Here is a 16,343-nt window from a genome sequence, read left to right on the forward strand (position 1 = left end):
GTTTTACGTCCTCGGTAGCAGTGCGTGAGATGAGTCAGTGGGACCCGAGCTCTTGGTCGATGAGGTCGAACATCTCGTCGTCGGTGGCGGCGTCGATCCGGTCGAGGTCGAGGTCGAAGTCGCGGTCGGTGCCGTGGCCGTCGTCGGCGGTGTTCGCCGCGGCGTCCTGATGGGTGTCCGTCCACTTCCAGAGCAGCGCCTTGAGCCGGGCGGTGATCTTGTCCCGTACCGCGTCCTGTGGGGCGAGCGCGGCGAGCTGCGCCTCCAGCCGGTCCAGTTCGCCGAGCACGGGCGGGGCCTCGGCGGTGAGGTCGAGCACCAGGTCCTTGTGGAGGAGCCGGGCGATCGCGACGGGGTTGGGGTGGTCGAAGACCAGGGTGGGCTTGAGCCGCAGCCCGGTCGCGGCCTTGAGCCGGTTGCGCAGTTCCACGGCGGTCAGGGAGTCGAACCCGATGTCCCGGAAGGCCGTGGTGGGCTCGATGCGGGCAGCGGTGGCGTGGCCGAGGGCGGCTGCCGCCTGATGGCGCACCAGGTCCAGCATGACCTTCTCCTGGTCGGCCTCCGGTATCCCGGCGAGGCGGCGGGCCAGGGCGGTGGTCCCTGCGGCCGCTGCCTCACCGGCCGCGGCGCCGGTGTCGCCGACGAGGCCGCGGAGGACGGCGGGCAGCATGCCCGCGCGGGCCATGGCGCGCAGTCCCGGAACGTCCAGCCGGACCGGCACGATCACCGGCCGGTCCACGGTCAGGGCGGCGTCGAACAGGGCCAGCCCCTCCGCCGGGCTGAACGGCACCACTCCGGCCCGCCCCATCCGGTTGCGGTCGGCGTCGGTGATCCGGTCACCCATGCCGCCGTTGTCCGTCCACAGGCCCCACGCGAGCGAGGTGCCGGGCAGGCCCGCGGCCCGGCGCTGCCGCGCCAGCCCGTCCAGGAAGGCGTTCGCGGCGGCGTAGCCCGCCGCGCCGGCGCTGCCCAGAACTCCGGCCAGGGAGGAGAAGAGTACGAACGCGGAGAGGTTCAGGTCCCGGGTCAGCTCGTGCAGGTGCAGCGCCCCGTCGGCCTTCGGCCGCAGCACGGTGTCCAGGCGCCCCGGGGTCAGGGCGGTGATCACGCCGTCGTCCAGGGCTGCCGCCGCGTGCACGACGGCCACGAGCGGGTGCTCGGCCGGGACGGAGGCCAGCAGTTCGGCGAGGGCGTCCCGGTCCGCGATGTCACAGGCGGCCACGTCGACGTGCGCGCCCAGCTCGGAGAGGGCGGCGACGAGTTCGCCGACGCCTTCGGCCGCGGGGCCCCGCCGACTGGCCAGCAGCAGTCTCCGTGCGCCGCGTTCGGCAACGAGGTGCCGCGCGAGCGATCGTCCGAGGCCACCGGTCGCGCCGGTGAGCAGCACGGTCCCCTCGGGGTCCCAGGCGTGACCGGTGGGCTCCTCGGGCGGGGTGATCCGGGCGAGGCGCGGCACGTACAGCTTTCCGTCGCGCACCGCGGCCTGCGGCTCGTCCAGAGCGGCGAGCGCCGCGGCCAGCGCCGGGTCGACGCCGCCGTCAGTGACCGTGCCGCCGTTCGTGACCGAGTCGTCCGCGTCGACGAGCAGGAGCCGGTCCGGGTGCTCGGTCTGGGCCGACTTCACCAGACCGGAGACCGCGACGTGCGCGAGGTCCAAAGCTGTGCCGTCCAGCTCGACGGCTCCGCGCGTCATCACCACGAGCCGCGCGTCGGAGAACCGCTCGTCGGCGACCCACTCCTGGACGACCGACAGCACACCGGCCAGCGCTCCGCGCGTCGCCGCGGCAGCATCGCCTTCACTCGGGGCGCACGGCAGGAGGACGTGGGCGGGCGTGGCCGCACCGCCGTCGACCGCCTTGCGGAGCGCGTCGATATCGGAGTGAACACCCTCGTCGCCGAGGACCGCCCAGTCGGCTACGGCAGCGGTGGCGGGAGCGGAGGCCGCGGTGTGCTCGACCCAGTCGATCTCGAACATCCAGTCCTGGTGCGCCACGCGCGAGGCCAGTACCTGCTGCGCAGTCATCGTCCGCGTCCGGACGGACGCGACAGAGGCGACGGGAGAGCCGTCGGCGTCGGACAGTTCGATCGCCACCGCGTCGTCGCCGACGGGCCGGATGCGGATGCGTACGGCCCCGGGCCCCGGAGTGTGCACGGACATGCCGCTCCAGGCGTGGGGCATGAGCACCTCGCCGGGGTCTGCGGCGCGGTCCGACGTCGCCATGCCGAGGGCGGCGTCCAACAGGACGGGGTGCAGGGCGTAGCGGTCCGCCCGGTCCCGCTCCGTGACCGGCAGTTCGGCCTCGGCGTACAACTCGTCCCCGGCGCGCCAGGCGGCGCGCAGACCCGGACGGCCCTCGACGTCCCCGGGTTCGGCACCCGTCGGCGGCCAGATCATCTGGTCGAACTCCGGCGCCGGAGCGTTCCGGGTGAGCTTTCCGGTGACGTGGCGGACCCACGGCTCGCCGGAGCTGCCCGCCGCCGGCCGGCTGAAGACGCGCACCGAGCGCCGGTCAGGGTCGTCGTCCGCACCGATCTGCACCTGGATGCGGACGGCGCCCTGTTCTGCCAGAACCAGCGGGGCGTCCACGTCCAGCTGTTCCAGGTACGGGAACCCGGCCTGCCGTCCTGCGGACAGGGCCAGCTCCACGAACGCGGCGACCGGGAGCACCGGCACGCCACCGACCGTGTGTTCCGCGATCCAGGGCAGGTCGGCCGGGGACAGTCGGCCGGTGAACAGCACGTCCTGCGCCCCGGCGGTCTCCACCACCGCGCCGAGCAGGGCGTGGCCGGAGGAGTCCAGGCCCGCCGAGGAGACGTCGACCGCGGTCGTGCCTTTGAGCCAGTAGCGCTCGCGCTGGAAGGCGTACGTGGGCAGGTCGACACGCAGGGCGCCGGGAAACAGCGCCTGCCAGTCCGGGGAGACGCCACGCGTGTGCAACTGCCCGACGGCGAGCGTGAGCGCCTGGGGTTCGGGGCGGTCGGTACGCAGAGCGGGAACGGTGACGATGTCCGCGTCGTCGAGGCAGCCCTGGGCGAGGGCGCTCAGGACACCGCCCGGGCCGACCTCCACGAACGTGGTCACGCCCAGCTCGTGCAGGGTCCGCACGCCATCGGCGAAACGGACCGCCTCACGGACGTGCCGGACCCAGTGCTCGGGGGTGTACGGCTCGGCCAGGCGGCCCGTGAGGTTGGAGACCACAGGAATCCGCGGCTCACCGAACGTCAGACCGCGGACAACCGCCGCGAACTCCTCCAACATCGGATCCATCAACGGCGAATGGAACGCGTGACTGACCTTCAACCGGGAGGTCTTACGGCCCTGAGCAGCAAACACCTCGGCAACCGCCATGACCGCGTCCTCGGCGCCGGAGACCACGACCGACTGAGGGCCGTTGATCGCCGCGATGCCGACCTCGCCGGTCAGGTACGGCAGCACCTCGTCCTCGGCCGCCTGCACCGCCACCATCGCGCCGCCGGCGGGCAACGCCTGCATCAACGCGGCACGCACCGACACCAGCCTCGCCGCATCCCCGAGCGACAACACCCCGGCCACGTGCGCGGCAGCAATCTCTCCCACGGAGTGACCGGCCACGTAATCCGGCCGGATGGCCCACGACTCCAGCAACCGGAACAGCGCCACCTCCATCGCGAACAACGCCGGCTGCGTCGAACCCGTCTGATGAAGCGTTTCCGCATCGACATCGACCGGCAAGTCCAACAGCGCGCACACCTCGTTGTAGGCCGCGGCGAACACGGGGTACGCCTCGTACAACTCGCGCCCCATGCCGATCCGCTGCGAACCCTGACCCGAGAACAGGAACCCGACCTTGCCCCGGTCGGCCCCGGCGCGCCCCGTCACCACCTGTGCCGCGGGCTCGCCCGCCGCGAGGGCGGTCAGGATCGCGCGCAGCTCTTCCCCGTCGGCGCCGACGACCGCCGCCCGGTGCTCCAGCGCCGAGCGGGTGGCCGCCAGCGAGAACCCGACGTCGGCCGGTGACGCGGCCGCGAGGTCCACGGACGACAGCAGTCGTTGTGCCTGCTCTCGCAGCGCCGCCCCATTCTTCGCGGAGAGTACCCACGGCACCACCGTGGTCCGGGCCCGCAGCAGTTCCTCGGCCACGCCCTCGCCTTCAGCCGTGTCATCGGCCGGGTCCCCCGCCTCCGGTTCGGGCGCCTGCTCGAGGATGATGTGCGCATTGGTGCCGCTGATCCCGAACGACGAGACCCCGGCCCGGCGAGGGTGGTCCGTCTCCGGCCACGCGATCGCCTCCGTCAGCAGGTCGACCGAGCCGACCGACCAGTCGACCCGCGGGGTCGGCCGGTCCACGTGGAGGGTCTTCGGCAGCACGCCGTGCTGCATCGCCAGCACCATCTTGATCACACCGGCGACACCCGCCGCGGCCTGCGTGTGACCGATGTTGGACTTCAGCGAGCCGAGCAGCAGCGGCCGTTCGCGCTCTTGTCCATAGGTCGCCAGCAGCGCCTGCGCCTCGATCGGGTCGCCGAGGCTGGTGCCCGTGCCGTGTGCTTCGACGGCGTCGACCTCCTCGGCGGACAGCCGGGCGCCGGCCAGCGCTTCGAGGATCACGCGCTGCTGCGAGGGGCCGTTCGGCGCGGTCAGGCCGTTGGACGCGCCGTCCTGGTTGACGGCGCTGCCCCGGACGACCGCGAGCACCTTGTGGCCGAGTCGGCGGGCGTCCCGCAGCCGCTCCACGAGCAGCAGGCCGGTGCCTTCGGACCAGGACGCGCCGTCCGCCGCCGCCGCGAAGGACTTGCAGCGGCCGTCGGGGGCGAGTCCGCGCTGGCGGCTGAACTCGACGAAGGCGCTCGGGCCCGCCATGACCGTCACGCCGCCGGCGAGCGCCATGGAGCACTCGCCGGTGCGTAGCGCCTGCACGGCGAGGTGCAGGGCGACGAGCGAGGACGAGCAGGCGGTGTCGACGGTGACCGCGGGGCCCTCGAAGCCGAAGGTGTAGGCGATGCGCCCGGAGGCGACGCTGCCGGAGTTGCCGGTGCTCATCAGCCCCTCGACCCCTTCGGGGAGGACGCCGGGCGTGAAGCCGTAGTCGTGGTACATCAGACCGGCGAAGACGCCGGTGCGGCTGCCCTTGAGGCCGGCGGGGTCGATGCCCGCGTGCTCGAAGGCCTCCCACGCGGCCTCCAGCAGCAGCCGCTGCTGCGGGTCCATGGCCAGCGCCTCGCGCGGCGAAATCCCGAAGAATTCGGCGTCGAAGTCCGCCGCGTCGTGCAGGAAGCCGCCCTGCCGGGTGTAGACCTTGCCGGGCTGCTCGGGGTCGGGGTCGTAGAGCGCGTCGACGTCCCAGCCGCGGTCCACGGGGAACTGCGAGATGGCGTCTTCGCCCTCGGCCAGCAGCCGCCACAGCTCCTCGGGGGAGCCGACGCCGCCGGGGAACCGGCAGCTCATACCCACAATGGCGATCGGCTCCTGGGCGCGGGCCTCCAGCTCGCGCACGCGCCGCCGGGCCTGGCGCAGGTCGGTGGTGGTCCGCTTGAGGTAGTCCCGGAGCTTGTCTTCGTTCATCATCGGTGTCGCCCGCCCCCTTTTGGCTGCGCAGTTCAGGAGATGCCGAGTTCGTCGTCGAGGAGCTCGTACAGCTCCTCGTCGCTCGCCGAGCTGAGGTCGTCTTCGTCCTCGGCTCCGCCGGCGCCTCCCGGATCGGCCGGCTCGTTCCCGTTCCAGCGGGCGAGCAGTGCCTGGAGACGCATGTTGATCTTGGTTCGGGTGATGTTGTCGATGCCGTCCGCTCCGGCACCGTCGAGGGCGGCACCGAGGCGGTCGAGCTCGTCGAAGACCGGCGCCGTCCCGGCCGTACCACCGGGGAGGTCTTTCAGCACCCGCTGCGCGAGCACCGCGGGCGTCGGGTGGTCGAAGACCAGCGTCGCGGGCAGCCGCAGGCCCGTGGCCTGGTTCATCCGGTTGCGGAGCTCCACCGCGGTCAGCGAGTCGAAGCCCAGGTCGCCGAAGGCCTGGTCGGGCTGGACGGTCTTGGCCGAGCTGTGTCCGAGGACGGCGGCGACCTCGGACCGGACGAGGTCCAGCACGGCCTCTTCGCGCTCGCTCTCGGGCAGGCCCGCGATCCGCTGCGCCAGCGGTACCGCGGCCGCCCGGTCCGTGCGCCGCAGCCGGCCGCCGACGAGCGCCCTGAGCAGCGGCGGCACCGGGGCGGTCGCGTTCCGCAGGGCGGCGAGGTCCAACCGTGCCGCCACCACCAGGGGCTCCTGCAGCGCGAGCGCGGCGTCGAGGAGTTCCAGGCCGTCCTCGTCGGACAGCGGCAGCACGCCGCCGCGGGCGAGCCGGGTCCGGTCGGCGCCGCCGAGGTCCTCGGTCATGGTGCCGGTGCGCTGCCACAGGCCCCATGGCAACGACACCGCGGGCAGACCCTGGGCCCGGCGGCGCCGGGCGAAGGCGTCCAGGAAGGCGTTGGCCGCGGCGTAGTTGGCCTGGCCGGGGGTGCCGAGCGTGCCCGCGAGCGAGGAGAAGAGGACGAACGCCGACACGTCACCGGCCAGCTCGTGCAGGTTCAACACCGCGTCGACCTTGGGGCGCAGCACCATCTCCATGCGCTCCGGCGTAAGCGAACCGATCACGCCGTCGTCGAGGACGCCGGCCGTGTGCACCACGGCCGTCACCGGCGTGCCGGACAGCACCTCGGCGAGAGCGTCCCGGTCGGCCACGTCGCAGGCGGCCCAGAGCACTTCGGCACCCGCGGCGGTCAGTTCCTCCTGGAGCTCCGCCGCACCCTCGGCGTCCGCGCCGCGCCGGCTCATCAACAGCAGGCTGCGCAACCCGTGTTCGGCGACCAGGTGCCGGGCGACGAGTCCGCCCAGGGCACCGGACGCGCCGGTCAGGAGCACCCTGCCGGTCCCGAAGTCCGGGGTGGCCCGCGGGGCGTCGGCGGCGGCCCTGGCGAGCCGGGGCAGCAGGAGCGCGTCGCCGCGCAGTGCCGCCTGCGGCTCCTCGGAGGCGACGAGCCGGGGGACGACCGTCGCCGCGACCTGCTCCACGTCGGCGTTCTGTTCGGTGTCGAGGAGGACGATGCGGTCCGGGTTCTCCGACTGTGCCGACCGGACCAGGCCCCACACGGCCGCCTGCACCGGGTCGCCCTGTGCCGACTCGTCGCCTGCGGCGACCGCGCCCCGGGTCACCAGCACCAGGCGGGCGGCCCGGTCCTCGGCCTGCCACCACTGGACCAGCCAGAGCACTTCGGCGAGGACGCTCCGGACCCGCTCGACATCGGTACCCGACCCGCCGGGGCAGGGGACGACGACGGCGTCCGTGTCCGCCTGCGCCCCGGTCTCCACCGTGGGGGCGGCGAGGAGGGCGGCGATGCCGTCGTAGGCCTGTACGACTGGTGTCCGCGCGTCAGCGGTGGCGGCGAGCGGTGCCCACTGCACGGTGAAAAGGGAGTCCCGGGAGCTCGGGCGCAGTTGCTCGACCGACACCGGGCGCAGCGTCAGCGACTCCACCGACACGACGGGACGACCCGTGCCGTCGGCGGCCTCCAGCCGTACCGCATCCCCGCCGACCTGGGAGAGCCGTACCCGCAGGCCGGCCGCTCCGGTTCCGTGCACCGTGACGCGGGACCACGCGAAGGGCAGCAGGGGCCCGTCGGCAGCCGGTACGAGGCCGCCCGCGCCCAGCGCGTGCAGCGCGGAGTCGAGCAGGGCCGGGTGCACACCGAACGCGTCCGTCTGCGCCAGGTCGGGGACGGCGAGTTCGGCGTAGACCGCGTCGTGGCCGCGCCAGGCGGCACGCAGCCCCTGAAAGAGCGGGCCGTAGCTCAGGCCGAGGTCCGCCATGCGGTCGTAGAAGCCGTCCAGGTCCACCGGCCGGGCGTCGGCCGGGGGCCAGTTGCTCAGGTCGGTGCCGGAGGGGGCTCCGCCGGCGGCGAGGACGCCGGTGGCGTTGCGGATCCACGGGCCGTCGTCCCCGGCTCGCGAGTGCACGCTCAACGGGCGGCGGCCGGAGTCGTCCTGCGCGCCCACGAGCACCTGGAGCGCGACACCGCCGTGCTCGGGCAGCACCAGCGGTGCCTGCAGGGTGAGCTCCTCGACCAGGTCGCAGCCGGTCTCGGCCGCGGCGTGGGCAGCCAGTTCCACGAAGGCCGTGCCCGGCAGCAGCACCGTGCCCAGCACCGCGTGGTCGGCCAGCCAGGGCTGGGCTTGCAGGGACAGCAGCCCGGTGAGCAGGTGGCCGCCGGCGTCCGGCAACTCCACCGCCGCGCCCAGGAACGGGTGGTCGGCGGCGTCCAGCCCGGCCGCTCGTACGTCACCGGCCGGAGCGCCGGCCTCCAGCCAGTACCGCTCGTGCTGAAACGCGTAGGTCGGGAGGTCGACGCGGCGCGCGCCCGGCAGGACGGCGTCCCAGTCGATGGCGACGCCGTGCACAAGGGCCTGGGCCAGGGCCAGCATCAGCCGGTTCCGTCCGCCGTCGCGGCGGCGCAGCGTCGGTACGACCGCGGCGTCCGCGTCGGCGGCCTCGATGGCATCCTGGATGCCCGCCAACTGGACGGGGTGCGGGCTGACTTCGACGAACACGTCGTGCCCGTCGGCCAGAGCGGCCCGGATCGCGTCGTGGAACCGCACCGTCTGCCGCATGTTGCGGTACCAGTAGCCGGAGCCCAGCTCGTCCGCGGCCAGCTTCCCGCCCGTCACCGTGGAGTAGAAGGGCACGGAGCCGGGGAGCGGGCTGATGCCGGCGAACCCCTCGCTCGCCTGCGCTTCGACGCGTTCGATCTGCGGCGAGTGCGCGGCGTAGTCGACGGCGACCCTGCGGGCCTGGATGGCATCCTGTTGGCAGTGAGCGAGGAATTCGTCGAGGGCGTCGGTGTCCCCGGAGACCACAACGGTGGCGGGCCCGTTCACGGCGGCGATGCCGAGGCGGCCGGTCCACCGGCCGACCAGTTCCCGCGCCTTCTCGTCCGGGAGCGTCACCGAGGCCATGGCGCCGCGGCCCTGGAGTTCGCGGACCGCAAGGCTGCGCCGCACCACGACGCGTGCTCCGTCCTCCAGGGAGATCGCTCCGGCGATCACCGCCGCGGAGACCTCGCCCTGGGAGTGCCCCACGACCGCGTCGGGGGTCACTCCGAAGGAGCGCCACACCTCGGCGAGGGCGACCGTCATCGCCCACAGCACGGGCTGCAGCACGTCGACCCGGTCCTGCTCGACCTCGGACGTGCCGCGCAGCACCGCGGTCAGCGACCAGTCCACGTGCGGCGCGAGGGCGCGCTCGCAGGCGTCGATCCGGTCGCGGAAGACCGGTGAGGTCTCGAGCAGTTTGGCGGCCATGCCCACCCACTGCGACCCCTGCCCGGGGAAGACGAAGACGGTCTTGCCGCCGGTGTGTGCGGTGCCGGTCACCACGCCGGGCGGCGTGGCACCGCCGGCGACACCGGCCAGCCCCTGCCGGAGCTCCTGAAGGGTCTGCCCGACCACCACGGCGCGGTGTTCGAAGGCCGCCCTGGTCGTGGCCAGCGAGTACGCCACGTCGGCCGCGAAGGCCGCCTCGCCGACGTCGTCCCTGTCGTTGTCGCCGTCGTGGTCGTCCAGGAAGGACACGAGGCCGGCGGCCTGCGCCTGCAGCGCGGCTTCGGTCCTGCCGGAGAGCACCCAGGGAACGGCCGCGCCGGAATCGGACGTCAGGGGCAGTTCCTCGGTCGTGGGGGCCTGTTCGATGATGGTGTGGGCGTTGGTGCCGCTGACGCCGAAGGACGACACGGCAGCACGGCGCGGGCGGTCCGAATCGGGCCATGCGACGGCCTCCGTCAGCAGCCGGACGTCACCGGCCGACCAGTCCACGTGCGGTGTGGGTTCGTCGACGTGCAAGGTCTGCGGGAGCACTCCGTGGCGCATGGCCATGACCATCTTGATCACACCTGCGACACCCGCGGCGGCCTGCGTGTGGCCGATGTTGGACTTCAGCGAGCCCAGCCACAGCGGCTGTCCTGCGGGCCGCTCCTGGCCGTACGTGGCGAGCAGCGCCTGCGCCTCGATCGGGTCGCCAAGCGTCGTGCCCGTACCGTGCGCCTCCACCGCGTCCACATCGGCTGGCTTGAGCCCGGCGGACGCCAGCGCCTGCCGGATCACCCGCTGCTGCGCCGGACCGTTCGGCGCGGTCAGACCGTTGGACGCACCGTCCTGGTTCACCGCACTGCCCCGCACGACCGCCAGCACACGGTGACCGTTGCGCTCCGCGTCCGACAGCCGCTCCACCAACAACAGGCCCACTCCCTCGCCCCAGCCCGTACCGTCCGCACCGGCAGCGAACGCCTTGCACCGACCGTCGGGCGACAACCCGCGCTGCCGACTGAACTCCACGAAAACCGTCGGGCCGGCCATGACCGTGACGCCGCCGGCCAGCGCCATCGTGCACTCGCCGTTGCGCAGCGACTGGACGGCCAGGTGCAGGGCGACGAGCGACGAGGAGCAGGCCGTGTCGATCGTGACGGCCGGGCCCTCCAGGCCGAAGGTGTAGGACACGCGCCCGGAGGCGACGCTGCCGGAGCCTCCGGTGGTGAGCAGTCCCTCGACGCCCTCGGGCAGTTGGCGCGGGCCCTGGCCGTAGTCGTGGTACATCAGGCCGGTGAAGACGCCGGTACGGCTGCCCCGGATGGTCGCCGGGTCGATCCCGGCGCGTTCGAACGCCTCCCAGGACGCCTCCAGCAGCAACCGCTGCTGCGGGTCCATCGCCAGGGCCTCGCGGGGGCTGATGCCGAAGAAGCCGGCGTCGAACTCGGCCGCCTCGTGCAGGAAGCCGCCGTCGCGCGCGTACGTCTTGCCGAGGCGCTCGGGGTCGGGGTCGTAGAGCCCGTCGACGTCCCAGCCGCGGTTGTCCGGGAACCGGGTGATGCCGTCCCGGCCGGAGGCCACCAGCCGCCACAGGTCCTCCGGCGAGCGGACCCCGCCCGGGAGGCGACAACTCATGCCGACGATGGCGATCGGCTCGTCGGCGGCGGTCGCGGTCTGCCGCGCCGCGGCCCTGGCCGTGACCGCGGGGGCCTCGCCGAGGAGTTCGGTGCCGATGTGCCGGGCGAGGGCGGCGGGGGTGGGGTGGTCGAAGACGAGGGTGGCGGGCAGGCGCAGGCCGGTGGCCGTGGCGAGCCGGTTGCGCAGCTCCACGGCCGTCAGCGAGTCGAAGCCGAGGTCCTGGAAGGCGTACGTGGGCTGGACGGCCCGGGACGAGGAGTGACCGAGCACGGCGGCGACCTCGCCCCGGACCAGTTCCAGGAGGGCCTCGTCGCGCTCGTCGGCGGCCAGACCGGCGAGGCGTTCGGCCAGGGATCCGGCGGCGGCGCGCTGGGCCGTGCCGCGTAGGGAGACGCGGACGAGTCCACGCAGCAGGGCCGGTACGGTTTCTGCCGCCCGGTTGCGCAAGGCGGCGGTGTCGAGGCGGACGGGCACGAGTACGGGCTCGTTGGAGGCGAGCGCCGCGTCGAACAGCCGCAGGCCGTCCTCGGTGGGCAGCGGCAGGACGCCGGAACGCGCCATCCGCGACCTGCCCGCCTCGTCGAGGGCGTCGGCCATGGCGCCCTCCTGCTCCCACAGGCCCCACGCCAGCGAGACCGTGGGCCGTCCCTGGGCGTGGCGGTGCCGGGCGAAGGCGTCGAGGAAGGCGTTGGCCGCGGCGTAGTTGCCCTGGCCGGGGTTGCCGAAGACGCCCGCTGCGGAGGAGAACAGCACGAACGTCGTGCTCGGGCCGGTGAGCTCGTCCAGGTTGAGCACGGCGTCGGCCTTGGGCGCGAGGACCGCGCCCACGCGCTCCGGGGTCAGCGCGGCGATCACGCCGTCGTCGAGCACGCCGGCGGTGTGCACAACCGAGTCGACCGGGGTGGCGGCCAGCAGCCGGGCGAGGGCGTCCCGTTCGGCGAGGTCGCAGGCGGCCCACGTCGCTTCGGCGCCGAGCGCCGCGAGTTCGGCCTTCAGGTCGGCTGCACCCGGGGCGTCCGCGCCACGGCGGCTGACGAGCAGCAGCCGGCGCACGCCGTGTCCGGTCACCAGGTGACGAGCGAGGGTTTTGCCCAGCGCGCCAGCGGCGCCGGTGAGCAGCACGGTGCCGAGGCGGGAGGCAGCGCCCTCGACGAGGGCCGAGGCAGCTTCGTCCGCGCGGCCGGTGACCGCGTCCTCCGTTGCCAGGGAGGCGGCGCGGGCCAGGCGCGGTGCGCTGACCTCCCCTTCGCGGACGACGACGTGGGGTTCGCCGGACAGCACGACGCCGGGCACGAGCGCGGCCGCCTCGTCCGGGCGGTCGGTTTCGAGCAGCACGATCCGGCCGGGGTTCTCCGCCTGGGCCGAGCGGACCAGTCCGCCCGCGGCGGCGTGCGCGAGGTCGTCACAGCGCGCCATCAGCACGAGGCGCGGCGTCCGGTCCTCGGCGAACCAGCGCTGAACCAGCCGCAGCACGTCGGTGCTGACCGCACGGACCCGCTCGGCCTCGGTCGCCCCTTCCGGGCCGTCGGGGCACGGGACCACGACCACGTCCGGCTGCGACGGCCCGTCGGCCTCAGCCAGAGCGGCGAGGTCCGGGACGTACGCCACCGCCGTCCCGTCCGCGTCGTCGGAGGGCAGGGTCAGCGGCGCCCGCTCGACGGTGAACATCGCGTCACCGGAGCGCTTGCGCAGCCGCTCGGCCGACACCGCGCGCAGTGTCAGCGACTCGACGGACGCCACCGGCTCGCCCGCGCCGTCGGCCACCAGCAGGGACACCGCGTCCGTACCGGCCGGTGCCAGCCTGACCCGTAGGGTGGACGCGCCCGTGGCGCGCACGGACACGCGGGACCAGGCGAACGGCAGGAGCGGCCCGTCCGCCTCGGCAACGAGGGAGCCGTCCGCACCGCCCGCGCCGATCGCGTGCAGTGCCGCGTCGAGCAGAGCCGGGTGCAGGAGGAAGGAACCGGTGTCCGTGCCGTCGGGGAGGGCGACTTCCGCGAAGACGTCCTCGCCCGTGCGCCAGGCGCTCCGCAGTCCACGGAACGCCGGTCCGTAGGCCAGGCCGAGGGCGGCCAGCCGGTCGTAGAAGCCGTCGAGGTCGACCGGCTCGGAGCCCGTCGGCGGCCACGCCGTGAGCGTCCGGTCGGCGGCCGCGGCGCCGGCCTCTTCGCTCCCTTCGGTGACGAAGCCGGTCGCGTGGCGGACCCACGGCAGGTCGGAGTCGTCCTCGGGGCGCGAGTGCACGGTCAGCGGCCTGCGGCCGGTGCCGTCGACCGCGCCGACCCACACCTGAACCGCGACGCCGCCCTGCTCGGGCACCACCAGGGGCGCTTCGAGGGTGAGGTCCTCCAGTAATGCGCAGCCGGCTTCGTCGGCGGCGCGCACGGCCAGTTCGACGAACGCGGTGCCCGGCAGCAGCGCGGTTCCGAGCACGGCGTGGTCGCTCAGCCACGGGTGCGTGCGCAGGGACAGCCGGCCGGTCAGCAGCCGCTCGTCGCCGCCGGCCAGGGATACGGCGGCGCCCAGCAGCGGGTGGTCGGCCGAGCCAAGGCCGGCGGCGCGGACGCCACCGGGAGCGGCTGGTGAGGCGTCGAGCCAGTAGCGCTCGTACTGGAAGGCGTAGGTGGGCAGGTCGACGCGGCGGGCGCCGGGGAAGAAGGCGTGCCAGTCCGGGGAGACGCCGTGCGCGTGCAGTTCGGAGACGGCGGCGACGAGTGCGACCCGCTCGGGACGGTCGGCGCGCAGGGCGGGCACGGTGACCACGTCGTCGTCCAGGCAGCCCTCGGCGAGGGCGCTCAGCACGCCCCCCGGACCGATCTCGACGAACGTGGTCACACCCAGGTCGTTCAGAGTCCGGACGCCGTCCGCGAAGCGGACCGCTTCGCGGACGTGCCGGACCCAGTACTGGGGGGTGTAGGGCTCGGCCAGGCGGCCGGTGAGGTTGGAGACCACCGGGATCTGCGGCCGGTGGAACGTCAGACTGCGGACGACCTCCGCGAACTCCTCCAGGATGGGGTCCATCAGCGGCGAGTGGAACGCGTGGCTGACCTTCAGCCGGGAGGACTTGCGGCCCTGCTGCCGGAAGGCCTCCGCGATCGCGGTGACCGCGTCCTCGGCTCCGGACACCACGACGGACCGCGGCCCGTTGATCGCCGCGATGCCGACGGCGTCGGTGAGGTGCGGCAGCACCTCGTCCTCGGTCGCCTGGACAGCGACCATCGCCCCGCCGGCGGGCAGGGCCTGCATGAGGCGGGCGCGGGCGGACACCAGCTTCGCGGCGTCGTCGAGCGACAGCACCCCGGCCACATGTGCGGCGGCCAGCTCTCCGACGGAGTGACCGGCCACATAGTCCGCCCGGATCCCCCACGATTCCAGGAGCCGGAACAGCGCCACCTCGACCGCGAAAAGTGCGGGCTGGGCGGCACCGGTGCGGTGCAGTTCTTCCGAGTCGACGTCGACCACGGCGTCCAGCTGCGCGCAGACCTCGTCGTACGCGGCGGCGAACGCCGGGTAGGACGCGTACAACTCACGCCCCATGCCCAGGCGTTGCGAACCCTGACCGGAGAAGAGGAAGCCGACGCGACCACCGGTGCCGGAGAGACCGCGCGCGACGCCCCGGGCCGGGGAGCCGGAGGCCACGGCCCGCAGCCCCTCGGCGAGTTCCGCCGGCGTCTCACCCTGGAGCACCGCGCGGTGCTCCAGGGCCGTGCGCGTCGTGGCGAGCGAGAACGCCACGTCGAGCGGGGGGACTTCGGCGTCCGTGCGGGACAGCAGGCGTTCGGCCTGTGCGCGCAGGGCCTCCTCGGTCCTGCCGGAGATCACCCACGGCACCGGTCCGCCCGCGGCCGGGCGCGCCGCCTCCGAGGCGACGGGCTCGGCGCTCTCCGCGCCTTCCTCCGGCCCTTCCGGGGCCCCGGTGTCCTGTGCGAACGCTTCGGCCGACGGGGCTTCCTCGATGATCGTGTGCGCGTTGGTGCCGCTGATCCCGAAGGAGGAGATACCGGCCCGGCGCGGCTGGTCCGACGCCGACCAGGGCGTGCGCTCGGTGAGCAGCCGTACGGCACCCGCCGTCCAGTCGACGTGCACGGACGGCGCGTCGACGTGCAGCGTGCGCGGCAGTTCGCCGTGGCGCATGGCCATGACCATCTTGATGATGCCCGCCACGCCGGCTGCGGCCTGGGTGTGGCCGATGTTGGACTTGATCGAGCCCAGCCACAGCGGCTTGTCGTCGGGACGGCCCTGCCCGTACGTCGCGAGCAGCGCCTGCGCCTCGATCGGGTCGCCCAGCCGGGTGCCCGTGCCGTGCGCCTCCACCGCGTCGACCTGTGCGGTGGTCAGCTGGGCGGCGGCCAGGGCCTGGCGGATCACCCGCTGCTGGGAGGGGCCGTTGGGGGCGGTCAGGCCGTTGGACGCGCCGTCCTGGTTGACGGCGGAGCCCCGGACGACCGCAAGGACCTCGTGCCCGTTGCGGCGGGCGTCCGAGAGGCGCTCCACGAGCAGCAGGCCGGCGCCCTCGCCCCAGCCGGTGCCGTCGGCACCGGCCGCGAACGGCTTGCAGCGGCCGTCGGGTGCCAGTCCGCGCTGGCGGCTGAAGCCGACGAAGGTGGCGGGGCCGACCATCGCGGTGACACCGCCCGCCACGGCCAGCGAGCACTCGCCGTTGCGCAGCGACTGGACGGCCAGGTGCAGGGCCACCAGGGACGACGAGCAGGCCGTGTCGACCGTGACGGCCGGGCCTTCGAGGCCGAAGGTGTAGGCCACGCGGCCGGAGGCGACGCTGCCCGAGGTGCCCGTCCCCAGGTAACCCTCCAGGTCCTGCGGGGAGTTCTGGAGGGCGGCGAGGAACTCGTGGTTCATCACGCCGGCGAACACGCCGGTCCTGCTCCCCGCCAGCGAGGCGGCATCGATTCCGGCCCGCTCGAAGAGCTCCCACGACGTCTCCAGCAGCAGCCGTTGCTGGGGGTCCATCGCGAGCGCCTCGCGGGGCGAGATCCCGAAGAGGCCGGCGTCGAACCGCGCGAGGTCGCGCAGGAACGCGCCCTCGCGGGCGTAGCTGGTCCCGCGGGACTCCGGGTCCGGGTCGTAGAGGGCGTCCAGGTCCCAGCCGCGGTCGGCGGGGAACTCCGAGACGGCGTCGCGGCCGCCTGCGACCAACTCCCACAGATCCTCGGGCGAGTCGACCCCTCCCGGGTAGCGGCAGCTCATCCCGATGATGGCCACCGGCTCCCCGGCGGCGTCCTCGTAGTCACGAAGGCGCCGCCGGGTCTCCTGGAGATCTGCGGTGACTCGCTTCAGGAAATGGCGGAGCTTGTCCTCGTTCGCCACCGAAATCGTCCCTCACCCCTGTGAAGACTTATGGGAATTCGGCAAGAGGTCACCGGGACGCGCCGGAGCGG

Annotated in this window: 2 protein-coding genes; both read right to left on the reverse strand. The window is 73.8% G+C overall.

Going from position 1 to position 16,343, the window contains the following annotated elements; genetic code table 11:
• Positions 1-34: 34 nt before the first annotated feature.
• A complete protein-coding gene (locus tag SAVERM_RS02595; protein WP_176572994.1) occupies positions 35-5,545 on the reverse strand; it encodes a type I polyketide synthase in 5,511 nt (1,836 codons plus the stop codon).
• Positions 5,546-5,577: 32 nt separating this feature from the next.
• Positions 5,578-16,272: a type I polyketide synthase gene (locus tag SAVERM_RS02600; RefSeq protein ID WP_010981855.1), complete on the reverse strand. Its 10,695-nt coding sequence runs from the start codon at positions 16,270-16,272 to the stop codon at positions 5,578-5,580.
• Positions 16,273-16,343 lie beyond the last annotated feature (71 nt).

Origin of the sequence: Streptomyces avermitilis MA-4680 = NBRC 14893 (genome assembly GCF_000009765.2) — a bacterium.
Lineage (GTDB): Bacteria > Actinomycetota > Actinomycetes > Streptomycetales > Streptomycetaceae > Streptomyces > Streptomyces avermitilis.